The organism is Marinicella gelatinilytica (genome assembly GCF_026410405.1).
GTDB classification, from domain to species: domain Bacteria; phylum Pseudomonadota; class Gammaproteobacteria; order Xanthomonadales; family Marinicellaceae; genus Marinicella; species Marinicella gelatinilytica.
In genome coordinates this window covers 15,808-39,061 of record NZ_JAPMLN010000011.1, presented here as the reverse complement: position 1 = coordinate 39,061, position 23,254 = coordinate 15,808, and the positions used below count along the sequence as shown (strand labels likewise).

The window sequence follows — 23,254 nt, the reverse complement described above, 5'->3', positions numbered from 1 at the left end:
AAATCTATTATTGTTCTTCAATGGTTTTTAAATGTTCCTTTAATAGTTTGCTATAAATCGGATGATTTTCAATAATCGGATGTTCCAACAATTGTTCCGCCATCTGCTTGGCTTGCGGCCATTGTTGCAGATTAAACAGGCTTTCTTCTAACGCCAAACCACAACCCGCGGTCAACATGCTGTTGGCATCAATGGCCAGTGATTGTTGGTAGCAGTTATCCGCATTGTCCCGGGCTTTTTGAAATTGACCCAGACCGTTAAAAGCACGGGCTAACACCATCTGCGCGTAACGCGTGGCGCGATGCTCGTCACCCAGTATACGACGCTGTTGTTGAAAAATATCCTGCGCCATATCGTGGGCTTCCCGGAAGTGTTTTTGTTGTAACAAGATGGCCGCTAAAGAGGTCTTGTGTTGTAGCGTTTCATTGTGGTTTTCACCGTAAAACCGTCGGTAGCTGTCCACCGCAGATCGGCTGTAATTTAAGGCTTGTTGCTGTTTTCCCTGAGATAATAACACCCGTGCCATGGCCATATAAATGCGTCCGGTCAGGGCATGATTCTCACCGAGTGAACTTAATGCGATTTCAAGTGCCTCTTGTGCCTGCTGCTCGGCCTCAGGCAAATTGCCCAGAGCCTGATTACCACTGGATTGGAATAACTTCATCTTGGCAACCAGCGGATGATCCTGGTGATAAAATTGTTGTAAACGCGGAATCAGGTCATTCAATTCTGAAATACTGTCGGCAATATCATCTGCCGCTAAGCTCTGTAAGGTTTCAATCCGTGCCATACGCAAGCCCAAGGTGGCCGAGTGATTATCGCCCCAAATATCACGGGCATCATCGATGGCTTCGGTTAATCGTTGCAGCGCTTCTTTATTACGGTCTTGAATATTCAGCGAATTGACTTGCTCTTGGATAATTCGCGCCATTAACAGCGGTTGGTTGAGCTTTTGAGCCTGTTCTTTGGCCAACTGATAATGTTGTTCAGCGGCTTTAAAATCTGCCTGAAAATTCGCCAAATTACCCTTTAATTCGTGAAAATTAAACAAAGCCGTGGCATTGTCCTTGGCCTGTTCGGGGTTGATTTGATTGAGCTGTTGCTCAGCCTGGGGATAGTTCTGCTGTTTATAATAGGCTTCCGCTAAAGCCAGTCTATTGCTGACATCACGGGGGCTTAAATCCTGCGCGGCTGCCAATTGGGAGATGGCATTGCTGTAATCACCGGCTTTTAACAGCGCCGTACCCAATAAATGATTAAACTCAAAAGCCAGCTGCGGATCATGAATGGGGTTTTCACGCACATTGCGTAACGCCTGTTGCAGCATTTGTTCCACGGTAATGGAGTGACCTTGGCGGATATCAGGATCGGTTTGTTCAATGGCATTAAAAAACAAGTTTCGCACTTGTTCGGTTTTGGCGGTTTGATTTTTTAGTCGATCCAACTGCCAAAATGTAAAAGCCAATCCACCGGACAATAAAATGAAACTCAGAATTAACAAACTGCCGGCAAAAGGCTGGCGCCGAAAAAACTTTTTGGTATTATCCCAAAGTGAACCGGGAAACGAGGCCAAGGGTAATTGCTGTTGCCATAAGGCCAAATCAGTGACCAATTGATCGAAATCCTGATAGCGGTCTTGGGGCAGAAACTGCAGACCTTTATGAATGATTTTTTTAAGGTCACCATCCAAAGGAGATTGTTTTAAGCAACGCTTTTGCCAACCCGGGCGGAAGTCATTATTATCAGGACACAAACACTCCAACAAAACAGAACAAAAGCCATAAATATCCGTGGCAAAAGACACCGGGCTATGATTGTCCTGAATTTGTTCGGGTGGAGAATATGCCTGGGTATAAGCCTGTGTTTCTGCAGTCTGACGGGCAATGGCGGCAATCCCAAAATCAACCACCTTCAGATGACCAAAACCATCCACCAGAATATTATTGGGTTTTAAATCCCGATGAATGATGTGGTTTTTATGGGCATAATCCAGGGTTTTGGCCAGGGTAATAAATAAATCGATGATGGCTTGTTGAGATAAGCCATTGTCCTCAGTGTACTCAGTAATGGGTCTGGCTTCATGCACCAACTCCATAACAAAATACGGAATGCCCTGATCGCTCACGCCACCATGGTGCAAATCAACAATATGCGGGTGATGTAAATAGGACAGGGTTTCTAATTCATCAATAAACAAACGCCTGAGTTTTGACGTCAGTAAATGTGGCGGAATTAACTTAATGGCGACATCTTTTTGTGCCTGGCTGTCGATTTTATGGGCACGATAAACTGCTGACATACCGCCTTCAGCAATCAACTCGGTGATTTGATAACTGTCGATGGTGAACGATTCAAACACCTCATTTCTCAGCACGGTTTGCTGACCCATGTTGGCTTGGGTGCGTTGTCGACTGCGACTATCCAATACGGTATTGATGTGCTCAATGACGCTATCAGATGCATTTTGTAACCTGGCTCGACTAATGATGTCTTCACGATGTAAATGAAAATAGCGCTCAACAAATCGTTGCGCCTGTTCTTGTTCAGCTTGTTGGTTAGTTGGCTTCATCGATGATTGTCAGTGGTACTTGAATAAATGCTTAATCACCCCACCTCTATTAATGGCTGTATCGTATAAACATTATAGTTTAACTTAAGTCATTGATTAATTGATAGAGCCCTTTGCATGAGTTAGTTCACAAATGCCATTCACAGGAGATTAGTATGTATTATCAGAAAACCACCACAAAACCTTTTAAACAAGCCTCAGAAGACTTACAAGAGATCGTCGTTAAACACAAATTCGGCGTCTTGCACGTCCATGATTTGGGCAATACTTTACGCTCCAAAGGCATCGATTTTAAAGAAGACTGCCATGTCCTCGAAGTCTGCAGCCCGGCACAAGCCCACAAAGTCCTGTCCATCGATATGCAACTCAACATGGCCTTACCCTGCCGCATCTCGGTGTGGACCGAAGACGGCGAAACCAAAATCGGCATGATTAAACCGGAAAAAATGTTATCCGATTTGTCCTCCGATCCGCGTTTGGTGGAAGTCGCCAAAGAAGTGGAACAAGCCACCAAAACCATGATTGACGAAGCGGCGTAAGCCGTACCGGCGCAGGCCGGTACCCAGCGTCTTTTGGTATACAATAAAATGTAGGTAGGGTGGGCTCCGCCCACCAAAGCTTTATGACGGCCTATATGTTACACTAATTACCTTAATCGTTGATGGCAAAACTCATCCAGCGATTCTTCAATAAATAGTGTAAACCCGGTTGTAGGATGGGCTCTGCCCATCACAAGCCTATATAGTTGAGTAAAGCAGGTATAACAATGAACAAACAAACCTATCCGGTCACCGGTATGAGCTGCGGCGGTTGTCGCAAGCATGTCACAGAAGCCTTAACAGCGGTTCAAGGCGTCGCCGATGTTGTGGTCGATTTAGACCACAAAACAGTCGACATCACCTGGCAAGACCAGGCCGATTTTGCAGCCTTAGAATCCGCACTCAATGATGATCGTTATCAGATCTACCGACCCGGCGAAACGCCCCCTGAGCCTGAAAAGAAAGAACCGGCGAACGGCAACGGCATTTTTTATTGCCCAATGCACTGCGAAGGCGATAAAACCTATGATGGCCCCGGTGATTGTCCGGTCTGTGGTATGGATTTGGTGGAACAACAGGCGGTGCAATTTGGAGTCAGCGAACAATACACCTGCCCGATGCACCCGGAAATCATCCGCGACGAACCCGGTGATTGCCCGATCTGCGGCATGGACTTGGTGTTAAAAGAACCGGACCTCAGTAGTGAAGAAAAAACCTACAAACGCCTACTGACTAAACTCTGGTGGTCGATACTGTTTACTTTACCGATTTTTATCCTCGAAATGGGCGATATGATTCCTGGTAACCCCATCAGCAAAGCCTTCAGCGCCACCACCCGTAACTGGATGCAGTTTGCCCTGTCGCTGCCGGTGGTGTTTTGGACCACCTGGATGTTCTTTGAACGCGCCTATAAAAGTATTAAAACCTGGAACCTGAATATGTTCACCCTCATCGGTATCGGTGCCGGGGTGGCGTGGTTGTTCAGTGTCTTTGCCTTATTGTTTCCTGATACCTTACCGCCGGAGTTTAAAGCCGACAGTGGAGCGGTGCATGTCTATTTTGAAGCTGCCACCGTGATTCTGACTTTGGTGCTGTTGGGTCAGGTGCTGGAAGCCCGCGCCCACAGTAAAACCAGTGACGCGGTCAAAGAACTGCTGAAACTGGCACCCAATAAAGCCACACTGGTCGATGAAAACGGTGATGAGCACGAAATCAGCATCAACGACGTCAGACAAGGCGACGTCCTGCGCATTAAACCCGGCGGTAAAATTCCGGTGGACGGGATTATTAAACAAGGCGAATCATCGATTGATGAATCGGCCATCACCGGCGAACCGATTCCGGTGGATAAATCCGCAGGTGATAAAGTCACCTCCGGCACCATTAACGGCAACCAATCCTTCACCATGACCGCAGAAAAAGTCGGTGCCGATACCTTATTGGCGCAGATTGTCACCATGGTCAACGAAGCCAGTCGCTCGCAAGCCCCGATGCAAAAACTGGCCGATACAATTGCCGGTTATTTTGTGCCGGTGGTGGTACTGGTATCGATCATCACCTTTATTATCTGGGCGATATTCGGCCCGGAACCGGCCTATGTCTATGCCCTGGTGAATGCCATTGCGGTATTGATTATTGCCTGTCCCTGCGCCTTGGGTCTGGCCACACCGATGTCGATTATGGTGGGCGTCGGTAAAGGCGCCCAAAATGGCGTGCTCATTAAAAACGCCGAAGCACTGGAAAAAATGAGCCACGTTGACACCCTGATTGTCGATAAAACCGGCACCCTAACCGAAGGCAAGCCCACCGTTGAAACCATCGAGACCACTACAGATCAACTCAGTGCCGATGAAGTCACCGCCCTGGTGGCCTCACTTAATCGCAGCAGTGAACACCCCTTAGCCACCGCCACAGTCAACTATGCCCGTGAGCAGAACATTGAATTATCCGAAGCCCATGATTTTGATTCCGTAACCGGCCAGGGCGTGGTCGGTAACGTCAATAACCAATCCCTGGCGCTGGGTAACGATAAACTCATGCACACAGTCGAAGCCAACTTAAGCCCAGACATTATCTCCCAGGCCAAAGCCTACCAACAACAAGGTAAAACCGTGTCTTACCTCGCCGTGGACAAACAAGTCGTCGGCTTTGTGGTCATCGGCGATCGCATCAAAGACACCGCCGCCGAAGCCATCAAAGCCCTGCAAGATGACGGCGTTAATGTCATTATGCTCACCGGCGACAACAAAGACACCGCCAGAACCGTGGCCAAAGCCTTAAACCTCTCCGACTTTAAAGCCGGCATGCTACCGCAAGATAAAATGGAATTCGTCGAGCAATTGCAGAACGAAGGCCACATCGTCGCCATGGCCGGTGACGGCATAAACGACGCCCCGGCACTGGCCAAAAGTAATGTCGGCATCGCCATGGGCACCGGCACCGACGTCGCCATCGAAAGCGCCGAAATCACCCTGGTCAAAGGCGACCTCAAAGGCATCGTCAAAGCCCGCCTCCTCAGCGACGCCGTGATGCGCAACATCAAACAAAACCTATTCTTCGCCCTGGTCTATAACAGCGTTGGTGTACCGGTGGCTGCCGGTGTGCTGTTTCCGTTTTTTGGTTTATTGCTATCGCCGATGATAGCCGCTGCCGCAATGAGTTTGAGTTCGGTTTCGGTGATTGGGAATGCGTTGAGGTTGCGGGGGGTGTCGTTGGATACCAAGTGAATTGAAACGATAAGGGTAGGTTGGGCAGAGCGAAGCGATGCCCAACATTGATAATTGATTGAGGTGTGCGGACAAGAAAGAATAAAATTATTATAGAAAATATACCTAAAAATGGTATAATGCAAAACCATGAAATGGACTGTTAACTTAACGCGAAAAGCCTACAAAAAGCTCATTAAGTTGCCACAAACCATACAGGATTTAGCAGATCTTGCCATCAGTGATCTTGAAGAGCAAGGCATCAACCCGCAAGGTTGGGATACGTTGAAAACTGGTGAAGGTGAATAGAGAAAGAATAATCTTGGGACTTCATTCACTTTTGTTCCAGACAAAAGTGAAAGCGGCCACGGCGATTATCTCGTTTTATATCGCGCTTGCCGCCTCTGATTCGCTTCGCTCACCAACCGGCTCAGCGAATCAAGTTGCAAAGCTACTTTCCATTACGATTAAATTATCGTTATCGTATGCGCTATCGAGCTTTAGAAGATCAGTCTTTGGAAATTGAAATTTTTTATGCCGGACACCGGCGGGATGCTTATAAATGAGTCAAACACTAACGATACATCATGAGCTGGCAGAAGTTGTCATCAAAGCCGGTGACGACGTTAATCAGACTCGCTTAAAAAAACTGATTCGCAACACATTGGATCAATACCAGCAAGAAGACCGCATACCGGCACAGCAAGTCCATGATGATGCCAAAGCCAGGCACGGTGAAAACTACCAAACACCCGGCTACTATCTGCGCTTGTACCGCCTCAGAGCAGACATGACACAAGCAGACCTGGCCAAAAAAACCGGCATCAGGCAGCATCACCTGTCTGAAATGGAAAATAACAAACGGTCATTGGGCAAAGCCAATGCGAAAAAGTTAGCCGTCGAACTCAACTGTGATTATCGCAACCTGATGTAAACCATTCAGAATTGCAGTATCGATTGTTCTTATAACAAATTGACTACAATGAACGCCTGTCCTCGATTATTAGTATCTTTTGGAGGATATTTCACGGATAATCATTCATATGACCAATGACAAGAGTGGAACAGGGTTATAATGAATTTTAGAGTAATAAAGGGGTCAGTACCCTTTAAAGAGATTTATGCTATCATACCAAATTTGAAAGGTATCTTATGCCAAGGAAACCAAGGTTCTTTGTTCCCGATATTGCCAACCATGTTATTCAAAGAGGGAATAACCGTCAGGCTGTGTTTTTGAAGAAGAAGATTATCAAACGTATAAAAATTACTTGCATGAGTCAGCTTAAGGTAGTGGCGTAAAAATTCATGCTTATGTCCTTATGTCCTTATGTCTTGATGACTAACCACATTCATATTCTCGCCACAGCCGAAACAACAGACGGCATCAGTTTTAAGTTAAAGGGTACTGACCCCTTTAGTTTGTAGCGGTTTATTGGGCTGGTCAGGAGGACTTTTCATTGTTTGACTTAAAACAAATAGAAAATACTAACTAATAAATTAGATATGTTATTATTAACATGAATTTAACGAATGTAAACAGGTTATGGCAAGAGGTGTAAACAAAGTTATCTTGGTTGGAAATTTAGGAAATGATCCTGAAACCCGATCAACCGCAAACGGAAATAGTATGACTAATATTTCAGTCGCAACAGCAGAGTCATGGAAAGATAAATCAACCGGTGAAACTAAAGAACGCACAGAATGGCATCGCGTGGTCTTTTTTGGTCGTTTAGCTGACATTGCCGGTCAGTATTTACAGAAAGGCCGACAAGTCTATATCGAAGGTTCAGTCCGAACCCGAAAATGGCAAGATCAGAACGGACAAGACCGCTACACAACAGAAATTATCGGCAATGAATTAGAAATGTTAGGGGCAAATGCCGTTGATAATTTCCCTAAGGGTAAAATGAACCAGCCATCTAGTACTACTGGGCCTGATCAGTCAGATCCATTCGGTGACGGTTCAGATATTGATCATATTCCGTTTTAAATTTGTGGATTATGTTGCTTATTTTTCTATTTCTTAGTAAAAAATAATATAGGTAGATAATTCAATATTAAAATAATAACTATGAATCTAATTATACCAAAATAACAGTCATTTTCTCTATAAGCTTGAATACGATGTTATTTTATAAAAACCATAACATTTATAGCTTTAAGCTACCATTGGTAAACAAATCATCGATTTGGTATTGTTTTTTAAAAGTGATTGCTTAATTTAATTTAAAAATTATATGTTGAAAAAAATTGAGTTAAAAGGAGAGCAGAAAAAAGTATTGTTTCTTCCTTCTGAAAATCCTATTCAAATCAAAGGTGTTGCAGGAAGCGGAAAAACTACGGTGGCTTTGTATCGAGCTATGCATTTGTATGAAACAGCTAAAAACTTATTTAAAGATACAAATATTGCTGTTTTTACATATAACAAAACACTGTCAGCCTATATTGAGGCATTATTGCCCGAAATTCAAAGTGAAACTCAAAAATTAAGAAATGATTTTAAAATAGAAGTTACTAATTTTCACAAATGGGCTTACCATTTTATAGGCTTAAAGTTTAATCAAACCTTGAATGAGGGGACTCAAAACAAATACATAAATGATATTCTTGCTGATTTGAAGTCAAAAGAAAGCACTATACTAAATAAAAGTTCTGAGTTTTTTTTAGATGAAATTTCATGGATTAAAGGAAAATTGTTTAGTGGTTATTCAGAATATTTTGAGGCATCAAGAACAGGAAGAGGAACGGCTGATCGAGTAACTAAGAATGATAAGAAAGTTATTTGGACTGTATTTGAAAATTATCAAAACAAATTGAGAAACTTAAATCAAGTAGATTTTGATGACTATGCAATTTTGGCTCTTAAAAAGATTGAAAGTGACCCGGACTTTAAACCACCATTTACACATATTGTAATTGATGAAGCTCAAGACCTTAATAAGGCTCAAATCATTGTAATTTCAAAATTAGTAGACAGTTTTACTAACAGTCTTTCAATCATTGCCGATGCAGCGCAGCAAATATACAAAAGTGGGTTTGTGTGGAGTGAAGTTGGAATTAATGTTAAAGGTGGCAGGACTATTGAATTTAAGAAAAACTACAGAAACTCTATACATATTGCCAAGGCTGCATTATCTCTTTTAGAAAAGGAGCCTGACAAATCGCAATTCACTGTTGCCGCGTCTGTTTTTAAAGAAGGAGATAAACCCAAAATCGCTAACTACTCAAGTGTGGATGAAGAATATAGTTGCTTAGTTGATCAACTAAATGAGTTGAAAAAAAACAATCGTATTAAAGGTACGGTAGTTCTTCATCGGACAACATTTGGAGTAAGAAAAGTTTATGATTATTTAATTGATTACGGATTTGATGTCGAACTTGTTAAAACATCATCACCCGTTAACTATAACAGTGAAAGTGTAAAAATTTGTACTATGTCTTCAATCAAGGGACTTGAATTTAACAATGTTTTTATTATTGATTTAAATGACAACTTAATTCCAAGTCCACAAGGATTTCTTGAAGAAAACGATGAACACCATATTTCAACAGAACGTAGGTTACTTTATACATGTATGACAAGAGCTTTAGACCAATTATATTTATTTTCAAGTGACAATAATCCTTCACGTTATTTAAATGAAATTGATCCTGACTTACTGCTAAATATTGGGCCTGTAAAATCAGCAATCAGTTTGGATGATTTGCCTTTTTTAAGATGATTAAAAAAACTGATTATAAAAAATTTATAAATGAAATTAATATAAAGGGTATTAAATACCTTATTCACTTTACACCAACAATTAACTTATTCAGTATTCTAGAGAGAAAAGAGTTGATGAGTAGATTAAAGTTGGAAGGATTGGATATAGATCAATTTGATATATTAGACTATGTGCAATTTGCTGATGACGAAAGGTATGATGATAAAAATTATATTAATCTTTCTGTATCAGGCCCTAATACTTTTTTGCTTTCAAAATTTCGGAAAAAATCATTAGAGGATATTGCCATTACTTGGTGTGTGCTAAAAATTAGTCCTAAATATATTTATGAAAAAGAAACACTTTTTTCTGTTACAAATGCGGCATCATACTCTGCAAAAAAACAGTTTGGAATATCGGGAGACTTGGGAAAATTTAAAATGCTTTTTGAAAAACAGATAAATATTAAAACTATTAATGGAGTGCGAGAATTAAACAGAAACAATTTGCATTCAAAATATCCTACAGATGTTCAAGCAGAGATATTAGTTAAAGACTCTATTCCCTCCGAGAGTATTATTGCTGTATGTTTTGAAACAAAAGAGAAGTTAGCAGAAGCTAAAGCCGCTATGTCATCCTTTGATACTAGCAATTTTGTACTTGATAAAGAAATTTTTTCACCAAATCGATCAAAATGAAAATTGAAAAAAAATATAAAGGGAGTTTAAAGCTTGCATCAATTGGAGATGCTTTAGGGTGGATGACTGAATTCCAAAAATCAAAAGAATCTCTGAAGAGAACTTTTGGAGTTGATTATATTGATACTTTTCATGATTGGAAAAAAAATGTTGGTGGACGTTTTCATGGCTATGTTGATGGATTGAAAGCAGGTTCTTACTCAGATGATACTCAATTACTTCTTTCTGTGGCTCGTTCTGTAAAAGATGATGGATCTGTAGATCAGTATTATTTTGCTAAAAGTGAACTTCCAGATTGGTTGCTATATTCTAGAGGAGCGGGCAGAACTATAAAAAATGCAGCACGAAAAATTCAACGAAAATCGGCAAGTTGGAATAGTAATTTTTTTACTTTTAAAGTAGGTAAAACAACAGTTGATTACCGTGAAAGTGGTGCAAATGGGGCAGCTATGAGAGTTTTACCCATAGCATTAGCAAACTTTAGTGATTCTAAAAAGATTCAAGAAGAGATATTTTGTAACAGTATTATTACTCATGGACACCCAAGGGCTATTTTAGGTGCAATGCTATATGGATATTCAATAAATACAATTTTAAAAATCAAACCCGATGACTTTAGCCACAATGTATTCTTAACTGAATTAGGAGAAAATATTCATCAAAAGTTCTCAGTTAACTTTGTAAGCAATGACAAGCTTAGAGACTGGGAAAAACAGTGGAATAAAAATGTAAAAACACCTTTTAAGGATTTATTCAAAAGTATTTTGGATGAAACTCAAGAATACCTAAGAACAATATATAAAGGTTTAATTAATAATGCTTCTGATTTTGATGTGTTAACAAGACTTGGTTGTTATGAAAATGAGACTAAAGGATCCGGAACTTCTACAGTATTAGCAGGCATATATTTTACTTGTAAATATTCAAGTCAGCCATTGAAAGGAATTGAACAGGCAGTTAACTCAATTGGTACTGATACAGATAGCATTGCCGCCTTTGCCGGCGGTTTAATTGGAGCATTGCATGGGGAATCTGTAATTCCATTAAAGTGGTATAAAGTTCAAGATAGTGATTATATAGATCATATGGCAATTCGTTTACTGAATATTTCTCAAAATAGGGCAACTAAAGATAGGCTTTTTCAAAAAGAAGAATCAAAAAATATTTCGAAAGTAAATAGTGATATTTTTGAAATAAATGACAGAGTTTTTTTAAATACGCTTGGCAATGGTAAAGTGAATTCTATTGATATTCAGAAGCCAATTACTAAAGGTAAATATAATCTAATTTTAGATGTTGAATTTGACATAGGACAGTCTTGTAGGTTCGCTAAATTGCTAAATCTTGAAGAAAAAAAGACTGGGCTACTGGAAAAGTATTTTAATGATGAATTGAACCTATTTGCCGACCTTAACTTTAAAAAAGATACTAAAAAGCAAATTGAACAGTTTATGAGTAAATTAACAGAAACTAATCAGAAGGAGTTTTCTGAAATTATTAAAATAATTGTAAACGAAATTAATAATTCTTAGTTCGCCAATAGTTTAGACGTCATTTTAAATCTTTATAAGAATAAAGTGACTATTAGAATTCCCAAGTAAATAAACCCGCCATATTTTAAAACAGAATGAGTCAATAATAGACTATAAACTATTCTGTGTATCTGTCTACTTTTAACATAAATGTAAGCGCCAAGCCAACCCCATTCTATCATTTAGCTAAAGGCTGATGCACACTGTGTGTTTTTATCACAGTGATTTACATGAGCAAAACCTACCGAAGTAAAGACCAATGGATTGCGCTTATTCACGCCCACAAAAAATCCGGATTAACAGCTGCTGCATTCTGCCGGCAACAGGGCATTAATGCCAAGTATTTTTCCAAGCGACAAAAGGATTTTGGGTTTAGGCCATCCACCAAGAATGAGTTTATTCAGGTTAAGGTCGATAAACCGGTGTATCGGACGGTGATGTCATTGAACACAGGGCGTGGCCAAGTAGAATTTAATACCTGGCCTGATCCTGATTACGTTCATCAACTGCTCAAGTCATTGCGATGATTCACTTTGCCGATGTGCCGGTTTATCTGCACCGTGACTATGTGGACTTTCGCAAACAGATAAATGGCTTAAGTCAAATTGTTCAAGACAGCATGGGCATGGATGTGTTTAGCCCGGGTCTGTTTGTGTTTTGTAATAAAGGCCGTGATAAGCTCAAAGTGTTGTACTGGGATCAAACCGGGTTTTGCTTGTGGCAAAAGCGCCTTGAGCAAGATAAGTTTATCTGGCCTAAAAAAGATATCAATGACATTATCCATTGGGATACTGAACAACTTGATTGGTTATTGCGTGGCTTTAATGTGGCGCAGTTAAGGCCGCATAAAACATTGAAATACAATGCAATTTAACCCATAAAAGTGAGCGTTTATGGTTGCTAAATGTTATAATACTTGGCATGAAAACAGCCCAAAAACTACAACAGGAAAACGCCAAACTTCGGGCTGAAATCCAGGCAAAAGATGAGCTGTTAATTCAAAAGTCCAACGACATCCAAGTCAAAGAAAAACAGCTCAAAAATCAAACCGCTGATATCAAAGCCAAAGAACAACAGCTCAAGGACAAGATAGCTTACATCCAAAACCTCGAAGCGGCGTTAATCGAACTTAAAAAGCACCGCTTCGGTGCGTCATCTGAAAAACAGAACGCCAATGACGCCCAGGTTGCTCTGTTCAACGAAGCCGAGGTACTCACTGAACCCAAAGCCAAGAAAGGCAAAAAGAAAAAATCGGGCAAACGAAAACCCTTACCCAAAACCTTAGAACGCGAAGACAAGGTTTACAAACCTGAACAAACAACCTGCCCCCATGATGGTACTGAGTTAACGTATATCGGTGATGAGGTATCTGAACAGCTTCAGTTTATCCCCGCACATGTCAAAGTCATTCGTCACATACGCCATAAATTGGCTTGCCCCAAATGTAAGGGATACATCGTTACTGCCGATAAACCCAAAGACCCCATCCCTAAGTCCATCGCCACGCCGGAATTACTGTCCTACATCACAGTGAGTAAATACGCAGATGGCTTACCACTTTATCGCTTAAGCCAGATGTTTAAACGCCTGGATATCTCAATCAGCCGCACCAACATGGCCGATTGGATGATTAAATGCGCAACATTAGTGCAACCGTTGATTAACTTACTTGAAGACAAGTTACTTGATGAGCCTGTGATGTATATTGATGAGACCACGGTGCAGGTTCTCAATGAACCGGGTAAAAAAGCATCTTCTAAAAGCTATATGTGGGTGCGTCGAAGTGACAACATTATCCTGTTCGATTACTCACCTTCACGATCAAGCCAAGTGGCTAAAAAGCTCACAGCCGACTACAAAGGCACTTTAATGAGCGATGGTTATGATGTATACAAAACTTTGGCCAATAACCAGCTTGGTTGTTGGACACACGCCAGGCGATACTTTATTAAAGTTCTTGATAACACAGAACATGCCGGTGCCAGAAAAATGATCGAACTGATTGCAGAACTTTACCAAGTTGAGAATCAAACCAAAGACGATCCGCAGGATAAAAGTGCAGCGATACTTGAGAAAATAAAGACGCTCAAAGACGAAAGCTTGCTTAGCTGCACACCCACCAGCACCTTCGGCAAAGCATTGGGCTATCTGCATAATCAATGGCCTAAGCTCATCGCCTACATTGAAGATGGTCGTTATCCCATTGATAATAACCCGGCAGAAAATGCCATCAGGCCGTTCGTTATTGGCCGTAAGAACTGGCTGTTTGCCAACTCACAAAACGGTGCCAAAGCCTCAGCCAATCTCTATGGCCTGATCGAAACCGCCAAAGCCCACGGACTCAATCCCGAAAAATACCTCACCAAAATATACCGCCAACTCCCAAACTGTGAAACAGCAGAACAGTTCGAACAGCTGCTGCCTGAAAACATCCAGGTAGATTAAAAACCAATCAACAGCTAAACTATACTGTCAAGTATGGGGTTTGGTTGGCGCTTACAGACCACTTGGCCTCGTGGACCCTGCTTATGGTTACCTGCCAAAAGAAAACAATCTGTCGTAATTATCGATTAGGCTTGTAAGAAATTGTCGATTTTAATGCCTGACCCTAAATATTACTGTGAAAGTTAATTTTTGCCACTTGTAATATTTGATCTTTATTATTTAAAATATAAGCAGTTGCTTTTACAAAACTATCCTCAATTTTGGAGATTAGATTTTGGTCGTCTAAAACATCATATCGATATAAGAAAGCGCCCTTACTGTATTCGCAAAATGTATGACCACTTTTGCTCCTTCCTATACCTTTACCTCTTTTTTCATTTCCATTTCTGTCTTTTTCAATAGATAAATTTGACTTAATCTTATTCGTTTTGAGAAACCACAGATTTTTAACTTCTAAATCTTTTGAAAAATTTATATGGCTTTTAGTTTCTGCTATAGATCCATCGGATGATATCACTTCAGTGTAATATCTAAATTGTTTTGCTTGTAATTGAACTCCAATAAATAGTTTGATTTTTTTATTTTTGTAAATAAGTATCCTCAAACCTGTTAAACCCGATGAGTTTGAAAACCCTGAATAGACTGAAAAATCGAACTCAGACTCGGATTCATTTAGACTGGTGCACCTGAGTTGTGGGTACACTTTCAATTTTGATATAACCTTTTCTGATATTTTATGATGGGCTATTTTTAAAAATATATCATGTAGTTTGATAGTTCTTAAATCATTCATTACAAGATGATTTTTACTGTAGTAATCATAATGTCGTGTTTTTAGAACTGCATTATTCATCAACACTAAAGTGTCAATAAAGCTTTTATATGCTTTCAAAAAATGATTTATTGAAAAAAAATCAATTTCTGTTGAACCAAGATTTTTTGCTTGTATTAAAGCATTTGATAATGTTGAGTAATTTTTAATATTCCACTTATCAGGCTTAACATTAAATTTGGGTTGGACTAAAGTTAGTAAAATAAATTGTATTTCTTTACCGGCATAAACCTTCTTTTTATTTATTGATTCATAATATTTGTCGAGTTGTTCTTTATTTGGAATACTTTTAAGTTTGTTTTCAATAACAACTAACATTTCATTGCTGTCATTTAATTTAATATCAATCAATAAGTCTATGTAATATTTTTCCCTCTCAATTTTGATACTTACAAGCTTTTGTTCTTTAGTTAGCAAACCCCAGTGTTGAAATATAATTTCAGCGATATGAATATTAGATTCCATCAACCAAGCTATTATATTACTGTGAAAAAGCTCTTTGGAACCCAATGACATTTGAAAAAGAGGGTTGCGTTTTAAACGTCCAATACTATTTTTAATTTCATCGTTCATGTATTTAATTTTGCACTAAAAAGTTAGTTAGTTGTTTAAATCATTTCAAACAATACTCATCAAGGTATCGCCAATCATCTTGAGTGGGTCCATTGGATAGTTGGTTAAGCTCAAATTCAAAACCATCTTTAATTTCATGTAACAGAAGATAGAGGTCAATAGATGGTGTTTGTTTAGAAAAAATTATACGAGATATAATATCTTCCCAAATATGCATAAGGGTGTTTGCATTGTTGTCATCACTTTCAGTGTTTAAGTCTATAAATTGTTTAATAAGATAGTCAATAATCATCCTTTTTTCTGGCGGACAAAGCAAAATTACCGTATAAGTTACATCGAATATATATTTACCTGAGTTAAACGGACATCCATCTGGATCAATTATTGCCCAAAGTGAATTAGAAGGCGAATATTCAATCAAATCTCCAGATGACATCTCATAACCATCTTCAAAAGTATCTCTATACAATTCTTGTTTAATTGGGTCTTTAGGAAAAGTATATACAGGAATCAATGCCTGTGCATCAGCTAAGCTTTCTGTAAAGTATATAGCTTCGCCACCTAAGAAGTCATTAATTGTTGCAAATCCCATGTAGGGCGCTTCTAAGTTTTTTATTAGAACAAATTTTGGTTGTTCAATATGTTTTAATTGGTTCTGTAGGTTCAAGATTTTAACTTAAGTACGTTTTGTTTTTATCAGTTATAAAATAAGATGTTCTCAAAAACTGAGAATGTTAAAAAAGTGAATTATTAAAAATGATGAAGTGTCTTCTTTTTATTAAATGGTAAGTGATTATTAGCTGTATGACTTAAAAAATTGGAAGACAATTTAAAAATAGTTTATTATAAGTTTTATTAGCTTGTAATCATTTCAGATTGGAAATCTATGAAAGATAATCTTCCTTATCTTAATGAAGAGCGACTCAATGTCATCTTTGATCATGTTTATAATATTGTTCATCAACAGGAAAGTGATCAAAATTTTGGTTCTGATGAGAAGCTCAATCATTTACTGGATACTTTAAAATCTATGCAGGCATTCAATTACCGACATCGTCCCGATGATACACAATATCTGTTTGGTTTTTTAAACCCGTTATTTAATTTTGAGCTTAATTCTGAGGGTACGACTTTATGGTTGTCATTAATCTTGGCCATTAAAGAACTCTATGGGTTTTCTGAGCAGAAACTTTTTACAGTACTAAAACAAGTCAGCATACGTAAATAAATATTAAGAGACTTATGCAGAAGTCTCATTAAAATAAAAATAAACGATTAAGCTGAGATATACTTCAGCCTGTCCGTAGTTAAAGTCCCTGTCATTAATTACGTCCTCATGCTCAATCAGCTAAACAATAATATTTTGACAATTTTTGTCAATCAAATCGTAATCTTACATAATCGACTTATCTTTATTGCCAATTACAGTCACTTTTGAGTTCGTTCTAATTTATCAAGTTATAAATATTGTGGCTTGTCTAATGCCTGTGTTAAGGTTTTGTTAATAAAGAGGATTGCAGTTTTACATCTTGAGATGAATATAAAACAAATTGTCGAACAGTCAGACACAAAAGCAGGGAAGATTTTTGATTTAACCATTCAGTTTCTGATTTTTGTTTCGTTGATTATGTTTTCTGTTTCAACAATTCCCGATTTGAGTGAACGTTCTTTACAGATTTTTCATATTACCCAAATTATCACGGTAACAATCTTTTCGCTGGAATATTTACTGAGAATTTTTGTAGCGGATAAGAAGCTGGCGTATATATTTAGTTTCTATGGTGTGGTTGATTTACTTGCCATCTTACCGTTTTACTTAAGTTCTACGGTTGATTTACGTTCCATTCGTATTCTTCGGTTATTTCGGTTATTTCGAATTTTCAAAGTCGTTCGTTATAGCAAAGCAGTTAATAAATATAAGGCTGCTTTTTTTGAAATGAAAGAAGAGTTGGTTTTGTTTTCTTTAGCGACCTTATTTGTCATATACATTGCTGCTGTTGGCATTTACTATTTTGAAAATGAAGTCCAGCCGGAAAATTTCAAATCTGTCTTTCACAGTCTTTGGTGGGCTGTAGCCACTTTAACAACAGTTGGTTATGGCGATGTATTTCCCATCACAATTGGCGGTAGGTTATTTACTTTTTTGGTGTTAATGATTGGGTTAAGTATCGTTGCGGTACCTGCCGGCTTACTGGCTTCGGCGCTCCAGAATATTAATAAAGACAAGGATAAAGAATAAATTAATTGAATTAAGTTTACTCATATATTCGGTATGTTAAAAATTTTAAATCGATAAACGCTTATGTCAAATAATAAAAATAGCTTAGGTGGTGTGGTACTAATTGCTATATTAATTTTGATTTTTTTAGTTGTAATAATTACGCCGGTTATCTTGTTTTTGGGTTATGTTTATTATGAGTATTTTGTTTGGAAGAAAAAGAAAACATTAAGTGGTAGTCCATCCGATTTTTGGTTGGATGAAGTAGAAAAGATTAGATTTAAGAAAGAATTGGTTCAATTGGTTGAGGCCGAAAATATGCTTAAAAATGCGTATAGTGAGGCGAATGCTGCTGGTATAAGCAAAAACAAAGACGGAACATATTCTAAAAGAAGTCATCTGGGTAAAAAAGTATCTTCAATTATTAGAAATTATAACTCAAAGAAAAATTGTTTAAGGCGTTCGATAAATGAAATGGTTTTAAAGCCTGAGCGAAGCTGGTCAGATTTTAATTCTTTAGTGATAAAGTCAAGGTCATTTTTATGGTCACTTATTATTTGGTTTTGTTCGTTATTAATTTATGGAAATTTAATAGGCAGAGAATCTCTGTATGAAATTATTTTGCCTTATTTGGGGTTGGTCGTGAATATTTTTCGAGAAACTGAAAATCAGTTGCCATCTGTAGAAGGTGGATTTGTCATGATTTTAATTGTTACGGCAATATCAATCGCGAGTTATTTTTTGTTATTGAAGTTTTTAAAATATCCGGCAATAAAGTATTCACCCATCCCACCACGGGTTTCAGTAGAAAATATCGATATGTATTAAATTATGCAATATTCTTTCAAAATTATTAAAACCACGGGTCGTAAGTTAAGACTCTATTTAAACCCGGTATTGTTTAAGTTGTACAAAAAAATACAGTCTAAAATTTCCAGTTTACGTTTAAAGGTTATCCAAAATGTCTAATAAAATATTTAATAGTTTAATTGATGTTCCACGAAGGGCTGATCAAGATGATTTGTTTGGTATAGATAAGTACACAGATGCTCTGGTTCAATTTATTGAAATGACAAATACACCCATTACTATCGCTATTCAAGGTGAATGGGGCTCCGGTAAAACATCATTGATGAATAAGATAAAAGATCAATTGTGCGACCAGGAAGGTAAGAGATTCTATCCAATTTGGTTAAATACCTGGCAATACAGCTTGATGAAGTCTGAAGCTGAAACTTTAATATCCATCATTAATGGGTTAACCAATGAAATTGCAGATATAGCCACAGCAAAAAACAATAAGTTGGGTCAAATGGCTAAAAGGTCACTTGGCATACTCAACAAAATTGCCGGGGCATCAGTGAAGGTTGCTGTCAATGCTGCGACCGGACAGAATGTTGGAGAAATCGTTGATGCTTTAGGTGATGCCAGAGAAACCACGATTTTAAAATTACGAGATTCTTTGAATGATTTAATTGCAAATGTGGTAGCTGACAGTGATAAAACTGGTTTTTTATTTTTTATCGATGATCTGGACAGAATTGATCCGCCAGTAGCTGTCAATATTTTAGAGTTACTCAAGAATATTTTTGATTTGGATAACTGTATTTTTATTTTGGCCATTGACTATGATGTGGTTGTCAAAGGACTTGAACCTAAATTTGGTAAATTGACAGATAAAAATGAAAGAGAATTCCGTTCGTTTTTCGATAAAATAATACAGCTTCCCTTTAGTATGCCAATTGCTTCATATGAGATTAGTACTTTTTTAAGCAATTCATTAAAAGACATCGGGTATTTGAATGAAGCGGACTTTCATAACAAAGAGATGTTAGATAAATTGTCTGTTTTCACTAACCACTCTTTAGGGAACAATCCCAGATCGCTTAAGCGACTTATGAATACATTGTCACTGATAGAAATTATTAATAAAGTGACAATGAGAAGTGTTGAAAACGAGGACAGTGACAGTGATAAGTTGGTTAACTATGCTTTAGTTTGTACCCAAATAGCCTATCCCGCTATTTACAAAGCATTGTGTGAAGAGCCTGATTTTATCAGCTGGGGTGAAAATACAGCCAATAAGTTCAAATTGAGAAAATTGGAAGACCATGAGATTGAGAATTTAAAAAAATCAGAAGAGTTTGATGAAGAGTGGGAGCAAGTTTTATTCCGGTTATGTGAAAATGATAATTATTTGTCCAAACGTGTTTTCAACATAAGTTCTCTTTTAAATTCAATAAAAAATGAAATACCCGACGGGGAAGATGTGGGTAACTATATCAGCGCAATTTTAGAACTGTCTTCGGTTACTGATGTACAAGCGTTTGTTGGCCCTAAAAAAATTGGCGATAGAGCCGAGGCTCAATTAGGATTCAGAGAATTTGTCGATAGTAATATCGATTCTAAGCTTATAGAGCCATTTAAAGGAGTCAATTTATCATCTGGGGAATTATCAAGAACCCAAAGAATATGGTTTAATGATGAAGATGGGAAACACTTTTGTGAGGTTCGTTTTTTAATTAATTTGTCCAACGGCAATTTGATTTTCTCAATTAATGATCCGGTTTATGTGGTTGATGCCACAAAATGTAATGCAATTGAAGATCCAAAATACCAAGCGCTATTAAGTAACTATGACAGTAAATTTGAGAGTGTTTATGAAAAATACGGGTTTACAGCCAAGAATAAACTTGTGCCGGGACTAAAGCTGAACAGACCTAAAACAGGCTATGTCACAAATTGTAAGGCTGAAAGAAAATACCAAAATGAGTTAGACTTTTATAACCCTGAAAATTTAAATGACATTCTTGAAATCATGGTTTCGTTTGGTCATTGTATGTATGAGTTGCTCGTTGATTTGCGAGAACTTAATCCGTAAGTTGAGATATTAGATAAATTGAATTGAGGAAAGGAGATTAAATAATGGCAAATTTTAAAGACGGTGTTATACGAGACGGATCGTCAATTGGATCGGGCAGAGCCTTAGGTAATATTAAAGATGGAGTCATCAGAGACGGCTCATCAAGAGGTTCAGGGAGATCGCTGGGTAATGTTAAAGATGGGGTCATTCGGGATGGCTCATCCAAAGGAAGCGGAAGAGCTCTTTTTAATGTAAATAATGATGCTGTCAAAAACGGTACATCTGTTGGTTCTGGAAGGTCCATTGGAAAAGTCCGTGATTTCATCATTAAAGGCATGGAAAGAGAACTGGATGCTGACATGGTTGCTGCATATCATTTTCTGGTGAAAAAGATAATATGATAATTTAAACGTGTTGATTTTTTTAATACAAAACAATGAGGAAATAATGAGAAAAATTGATTTAAATAAATCGAAGGGGCGTCATCAGAGCGTCAGCCGTCAGTTTACTTGGGTAGTGCTTGTCGTTTTTGGTTTGTTGGTGAGTTTTGGTGGTTATGCTAAAAAAGAGATCATGACCTTAGAACAAACCGTGACGGCGCATTATGTGGGCAGTTCGGTGGTGTCACCTGACGGTCAGTTGACGGCATACACATTGGTGAAGCCGCGCACGCCTTATGAGGATGAGGACGGGTCACATTATGTCGAACTGCATCTGGTCGATAACCAGGGTAACTCAAGACCTTTTATTACCGGTAAAGTATCTGTTTCTTCACTCCAGTGGAGTCCTGATGGGCAGTCGATTTTTTATCTGGCTAAGCGTAACGATGATGAATACACTTCGATTTACCGGATTCCGGTGGATGGTGGCGAATCGGTTCAAGTGATTTCGCATAAAAATAATATTTCTTCGTTTTCCCTTAATTCAGAAGGTGACAAATTGGTTTTTGTGGCCAAGCCGGAGAAAGACAAGTCGGAGAAAAAGCTGGAAAAGAAAGGTTTCAAAGCTGAAGTCTATGAAGAGGATATTCAATTTAACCATGCCTATCAAGTTAATCTAAACAACTTAGAAGAATCACCGGTTGTAATAGACATTGATGCCCATGTTCTGTCAGCGCAGTTTCATCCCGGTAAAGATCATTTACTCTTGCGTACCACGCCCACACCACATATTGATGATAACTACACGACCTCTGAATATGGCATTTATCGGCTTGACGGTGAGCGTGTTCAAGCGTTTAAAACCGAAGGAAAGCTGGGTGAAGCCGAGTGGTCACCGGATGGCAAATACGTCGCCATGATTGGTGCCGAAGACAAGCATGATCCGGCCAGTGGCCGGTTATTTGTTGCTCACAGTAGCAACGGCAAGATGACTGAGTATGTTAAAGACTATGCTGGTCACGTCAAAGCCATTGAGTGGCTGTCAGATTCTCAACTGGCCTATATCGGACATATTGGTACCAGTAGTGAAGTCAGTGTCATTGACCTCAAATCGGATAAGGTGGAAAGCCGATTGCCGCTTGGCGAAGCTGTTTTACGTGATTTTGATGTCAGTGTAGGGGGAAAAAACATGATTGCGACCCTGAGTCGCGCTGATCATCCGCGCGAAGTCTATTCGATGAATAAAGATCAATTGAAGCGCCTTACCCAATCCAACCCCTGGCTGGAGAATATCGCCATGCCGAAACAGGAGTCGATTAAATATACGGCACGGGATGGTCTTGAGCTTGAGGGCATATTGATTTATCCCATCGACTATAAAAAGAATCAACGTTATCCGCTGATTATGATGGTACATGGCGGTCCGGAAGCCCATATCAGCAATGAGTGGCTGGATCGTTATTCGTACCCGATTAAATATGCTGCCGGTCATGGTTTTGCGGTGTTTCTGCCGAATTATCGTGGCAGTACCGGCCGCGGTGTTGAGTTCAGTAAAAAAGGCCAGGCTGATTATGCCGGTGGTGAATTTAATGATCTGGTGGATGCCATCACCCATTTGGCTGATGAAGGGGTTGTGGATAAAGCGCGGGTCGGTATTACCGGCGGTTCGTACGGTGGTTATGCCTCAGCTTGGGCGGCGACGGCCTTGAGTGAGCACTTTGCGGCCAGTGTCATGTTTGTGGGCATTTCCAATCAGCTGTCGAAGTTCGGCACCACGGATATTCCCAAAGAAATGTACAACGTGCATGCCCGTAAATATCCCTGGGATAACTGGATGTGGATGTTAGAGCGCAGTCCGATTTATCACACCGATAAAGCCCAAACACCACTGCTGATTATGCATGGCAAAAATGATACGCGTGTACATCCGGCCCAATCGATGGAGTTGTACCGTTATATTAAAACCCGCACCGATACACCGGTCCGTCTGGTGTATTATCCTGGCGAAGGTCATGGTAACCGAAAAGCACCGGCTCAACTGGATTATGCCCAGCGCTTAATGCGTTGGATGGACTTTTATCTGAAAGGTGATAATAAGGGTCAGCAGATCCCACCGTATGAACTGAACCATCAAGCGCAGCTCGAAAAAGACGGTAAAGAACAAGACGCTGAAGAATAGTGTTTAACATAACCCAA

The 23,254-nt window shown here is 39.1% G+C and carries 20 protein-coding genes; 17 read left to right on the top strand and 3 right to left on the bottom strand.

The window, feature by feature from the left end; genetic code table 11:
* Positions 1 to 7 precede the first annotated feature (7 nt).
* On the bottom strand, positions 8 to 2,569 hold the full coding sequence (locus OS173_RS08355) for a serine/threonine-protein kinase (RefSeq protein WP_267183823.1): 2,562 nt from the start codon (positions 2,567 to 2,569) through the stop codon (positions 8 to 10).
* A gap of 155 nt (positions 2,570 to 2,724) precedes the next feature.
* Between OS173_RS08355 and OS173_RS08350 the strand changes: the two genes are divergently transcribed.
* The 11 genes from OS173_RS08350 to tnpC all read left to right on the top strand — a co-directional run bounded on the left by OS173_RS08350 (position 2,725) and on the right by tnpC (position 14,192).
* A complete protein-coding gene (locus tag OS173_RS08350) occupies positions 2,725 to 3,108 on the top strand; it encodes a DUF302 domain-containing protein (RefSeq protein WP_267183822.1) in 384 nt (127 codons plus the stop codon).
* A gap of 227 nt (positions 3,109 to 3,335) precedes the next feature.
* On the top strand, positions 3,336 to 5,834 hold the full coding sequence (locus OS173_RS08345; protein WP_267183821.1) for a heavy metal translocating P-type ATPase: 2,499 nt from the start codon (positions 3,336 to 3,338) through the stop codon (positions 5,832 to 5,834).
* A gap of 129 nt (positions 5,835 to 5,963) precedes the next feature.
* Positions 5,964 to 6,122, top strand: a complete 159-nt coding sequence (locus OS173_RS08340; protein WP_267183820.1) for a hypothetical protein — start codon at positions 5,964 to 5,966, stop codon at positions 6,120 to 6,122.
* A 253-nt stretch (positions 6,123 to 6,375) separates the two neighbouring features.
* Positions 6,376 to 6,747 (top strand): helix-turn-helix transcriptional regulator, encoded by a 372-nt coding sequence (locus OS173_RS08335; protein ID WP_267183819.1) that lies wholly within the window; start codon positions 6,376 to 6,378, stop codon positions 6,745 to 6,747.
* Between the two features lie 609 nt (positions 6,748 to 7,356).
* Positions 7,357 to 7,803: a single-stranded DNA-binding protein gene (gene ssb / locus OS173_RS08330; RefSeq protein WP_267183818.1), complete on the top strand. Its 447-nt coding sequence runs from the start codon at positions 7,357 to 7,359 to the stop codon at positions 7,801 to 7,803.
* A gap of 247 nt (positions 7,804 to 8,050) precedes the next feature.
* Positions 8,051 to 9,535 (top strand): 3'-5' exonuclease, encoded by a 1,485-nt coding sequence (locus OS173_RS08325; RefSeq protein WP_267183817.1) that lies wholly within the window; start codon positions 8,051 to 8,053, stop codon positions 9,533 to 9,535.
* The gene (locus OS173_RS08320) at positions 9,532 to 10,215 is read left to right on the top strand and encodes a DarT ssDNA thymidine ADP-ribosyltransferase family protein (RefSeq protein ID WP_267183816.1); all 684 of its coding nucleotides are present in this window, start codon (positions 9,532 to 9,534) and stop codon (positions 10,213 to 10,215) included. The genes OS173_RS08325 and OS173_RS08320 overlap by 4 nt, the downstream gene beginning before the upstream one ends.
* Complete coding sequence (locus OS173_RS08315) at positions 10,212 to 11,747, top strand: ADP-ribosylglycohydrolase family protein (RefSeq protein WP_267183815.1); 1,536 nt, start codon at positions 10,212 to 10,214, stop codon at positions 11,745 to 11,747. The genes OS173_RS08320 and OS173_RS08315 overlap by 4 nt, the downstream gene beginning before the upstream one ends.
* 230 nt (positions 11,748 to 11,977) lie before the next feature.
* Positions 11,978 to 12,274, top strand: coding sequence for an IS66 family insertion sequence element accessory protein TnpA (tnpA, locus tag OS173_RS08310; protein ID WP_267183814.1), 297 nt, complete (start codon positions 11,978 to 11,980; stop codon positions 12,272 to 12,274).
* Entirely contained in the window at positions 12,271 to 12,621 is a 351-nt protein-coding gene (gene tnpB, locus OS173_RS08305; RefSeq protein WP_267183813.1) for an IS66 family insertion sequence element accessory protein TnpB, read from the top strand. The genes tnpA and tnpB overlap by 4 nt, the downstream gene beginning before the upstream one ends.
* A gap of 47 nt (positions 12,622 to 12,668) precedes the next feature.
* Positions 12,669 to 14,192: an IS66 family transposase gene (tnpC, locus tag OS173_RS08300; RefSeq protein ID WP_267183812.1), complete on the top strand. Its 1,524-nt coding sequence runs from the start codon at positions 12,669 to 12,671 to the stop codon at positions 14,190 to 14,192.
* A gap of 163 nt (positions 14,193 to 14,355) precedes the next feature.
* On the opposite strand, the gene OS173_RS08295 is transcribed toward tnpC, so the two are convergent.
* Both OS173_RS08295 and OS173_RS08290 read right to left on the bottom strand, forming a co-directional pair.
* Positions 14,356 to 15,597, bottom strand: a complete 1,242-nt coding sequence (locus OS173_RS08295; protein ID WP_267183811.1) for a PD-(D/E)XK nuclease family protein — start codon at positions 15,595 to 15,597, stop codon at positions 14,356 to 14,358.
* 40 nt (positions 15,598 to 15,637) lie between these two features.
* Positions 15,638 to 16,189, bottom strand: coding sequence for a hypothetical protein (locus OS173_RS08290; RefSeq protein ID WP_267183810.1), 552 nt, complete (start codon positions 16,187 to 16,189; stop codon positions 15,638 to 15,640).
* A gap of 294 nt (positions 16,190 to 16,483) precedes the next feature.
* Between OS173_RS08290 and OS173_RS08285 the strand changes: the two genes are divergently transcribed.
* The 6 genes from OS173_RS08285 (at position 16,484) to OS173_RS08260 (ending at position 23,237) form a co-directional block, all read left to right on the top strand.
* The gene (locus OS173_RS08285; protein WP_267183809.1) at positions 16,484 to 16,825 is read left to right on the top strand and encodes a hypothetical protein; all 342 of its coding nucleotides are present in this window, start codon (positions 16,484 to 16,486) and stop codon (positions 16,823 to 16,825) included.
* A gap of 306 nt (positions 16,826 to 17,131) precedes the next feature.
* Positions 17,132 to 17,836 carry an ion transporter gene (locus OS173_RS08280; protein WP_267183808.1) on the top strand — a complete coding sequence of 235 codons (705 nt, stop codon included), beginning with the start codon at positions 17,132 to 17,134 and terminating at the stop codon, positions 17,834 to 17,836.
* A gap of 63 nt (positions 17,837 to 17,899) precedes the next feature.
* Positions 17,900 to 18,643 (top strand): hypothetical protein, encoded by a 744-nt coding sequence (locus tag OS173_RS08275; RefSeq protein WP_267183807.1) that lies wholly within the window; start codon positions 17,900 to 17,902, stop codon positions 18,641 to 18,643.
* Positions 18,644 to 18,776: 133 nt separating this feature from the next.
* The gene (locus tag OS173_RS08270; RefSeq protein ID WP_267183806.1) at positions 18,777 to 20,696 is read left to right on the top strand and encodes a KAP family P-loop NTPase fold protein; all 1,920 of its coding nucleotides are present in this window, start codon (positions 18,777 to 18,779) and stop codon (positions 20,694 to 20,696) included.
* 44 nt (positions 20,697 to 20,740) lie between these two features.
* Positions 20,741 to 21,079: a hypothetical protein gene (locus OS173_RS08265; protein WP_267183805.1), complete on the top strand. Its 339-nt coding sequence runs from the start codon at positions 20,741 to 20,743 to the stop codon at positions 21,077 to 21,079.
* Between the two features lie 172 nt (positions 21,080 to 21,251).
* Positions 21,252 to 23,237: an alpha/beta hydrolase family protein gene (locus OS173_RS08260; RefSeq protein ID WP_267183804.1), complete on the top strand. Its 1,986-nt coding sequence runs from the start codon at positions 21,252 to 21,254 to the stop codon at positions 23,235 to 23,237.
* Positions 23,238 to 23,254: the final 17 nt, after the last annotated feature.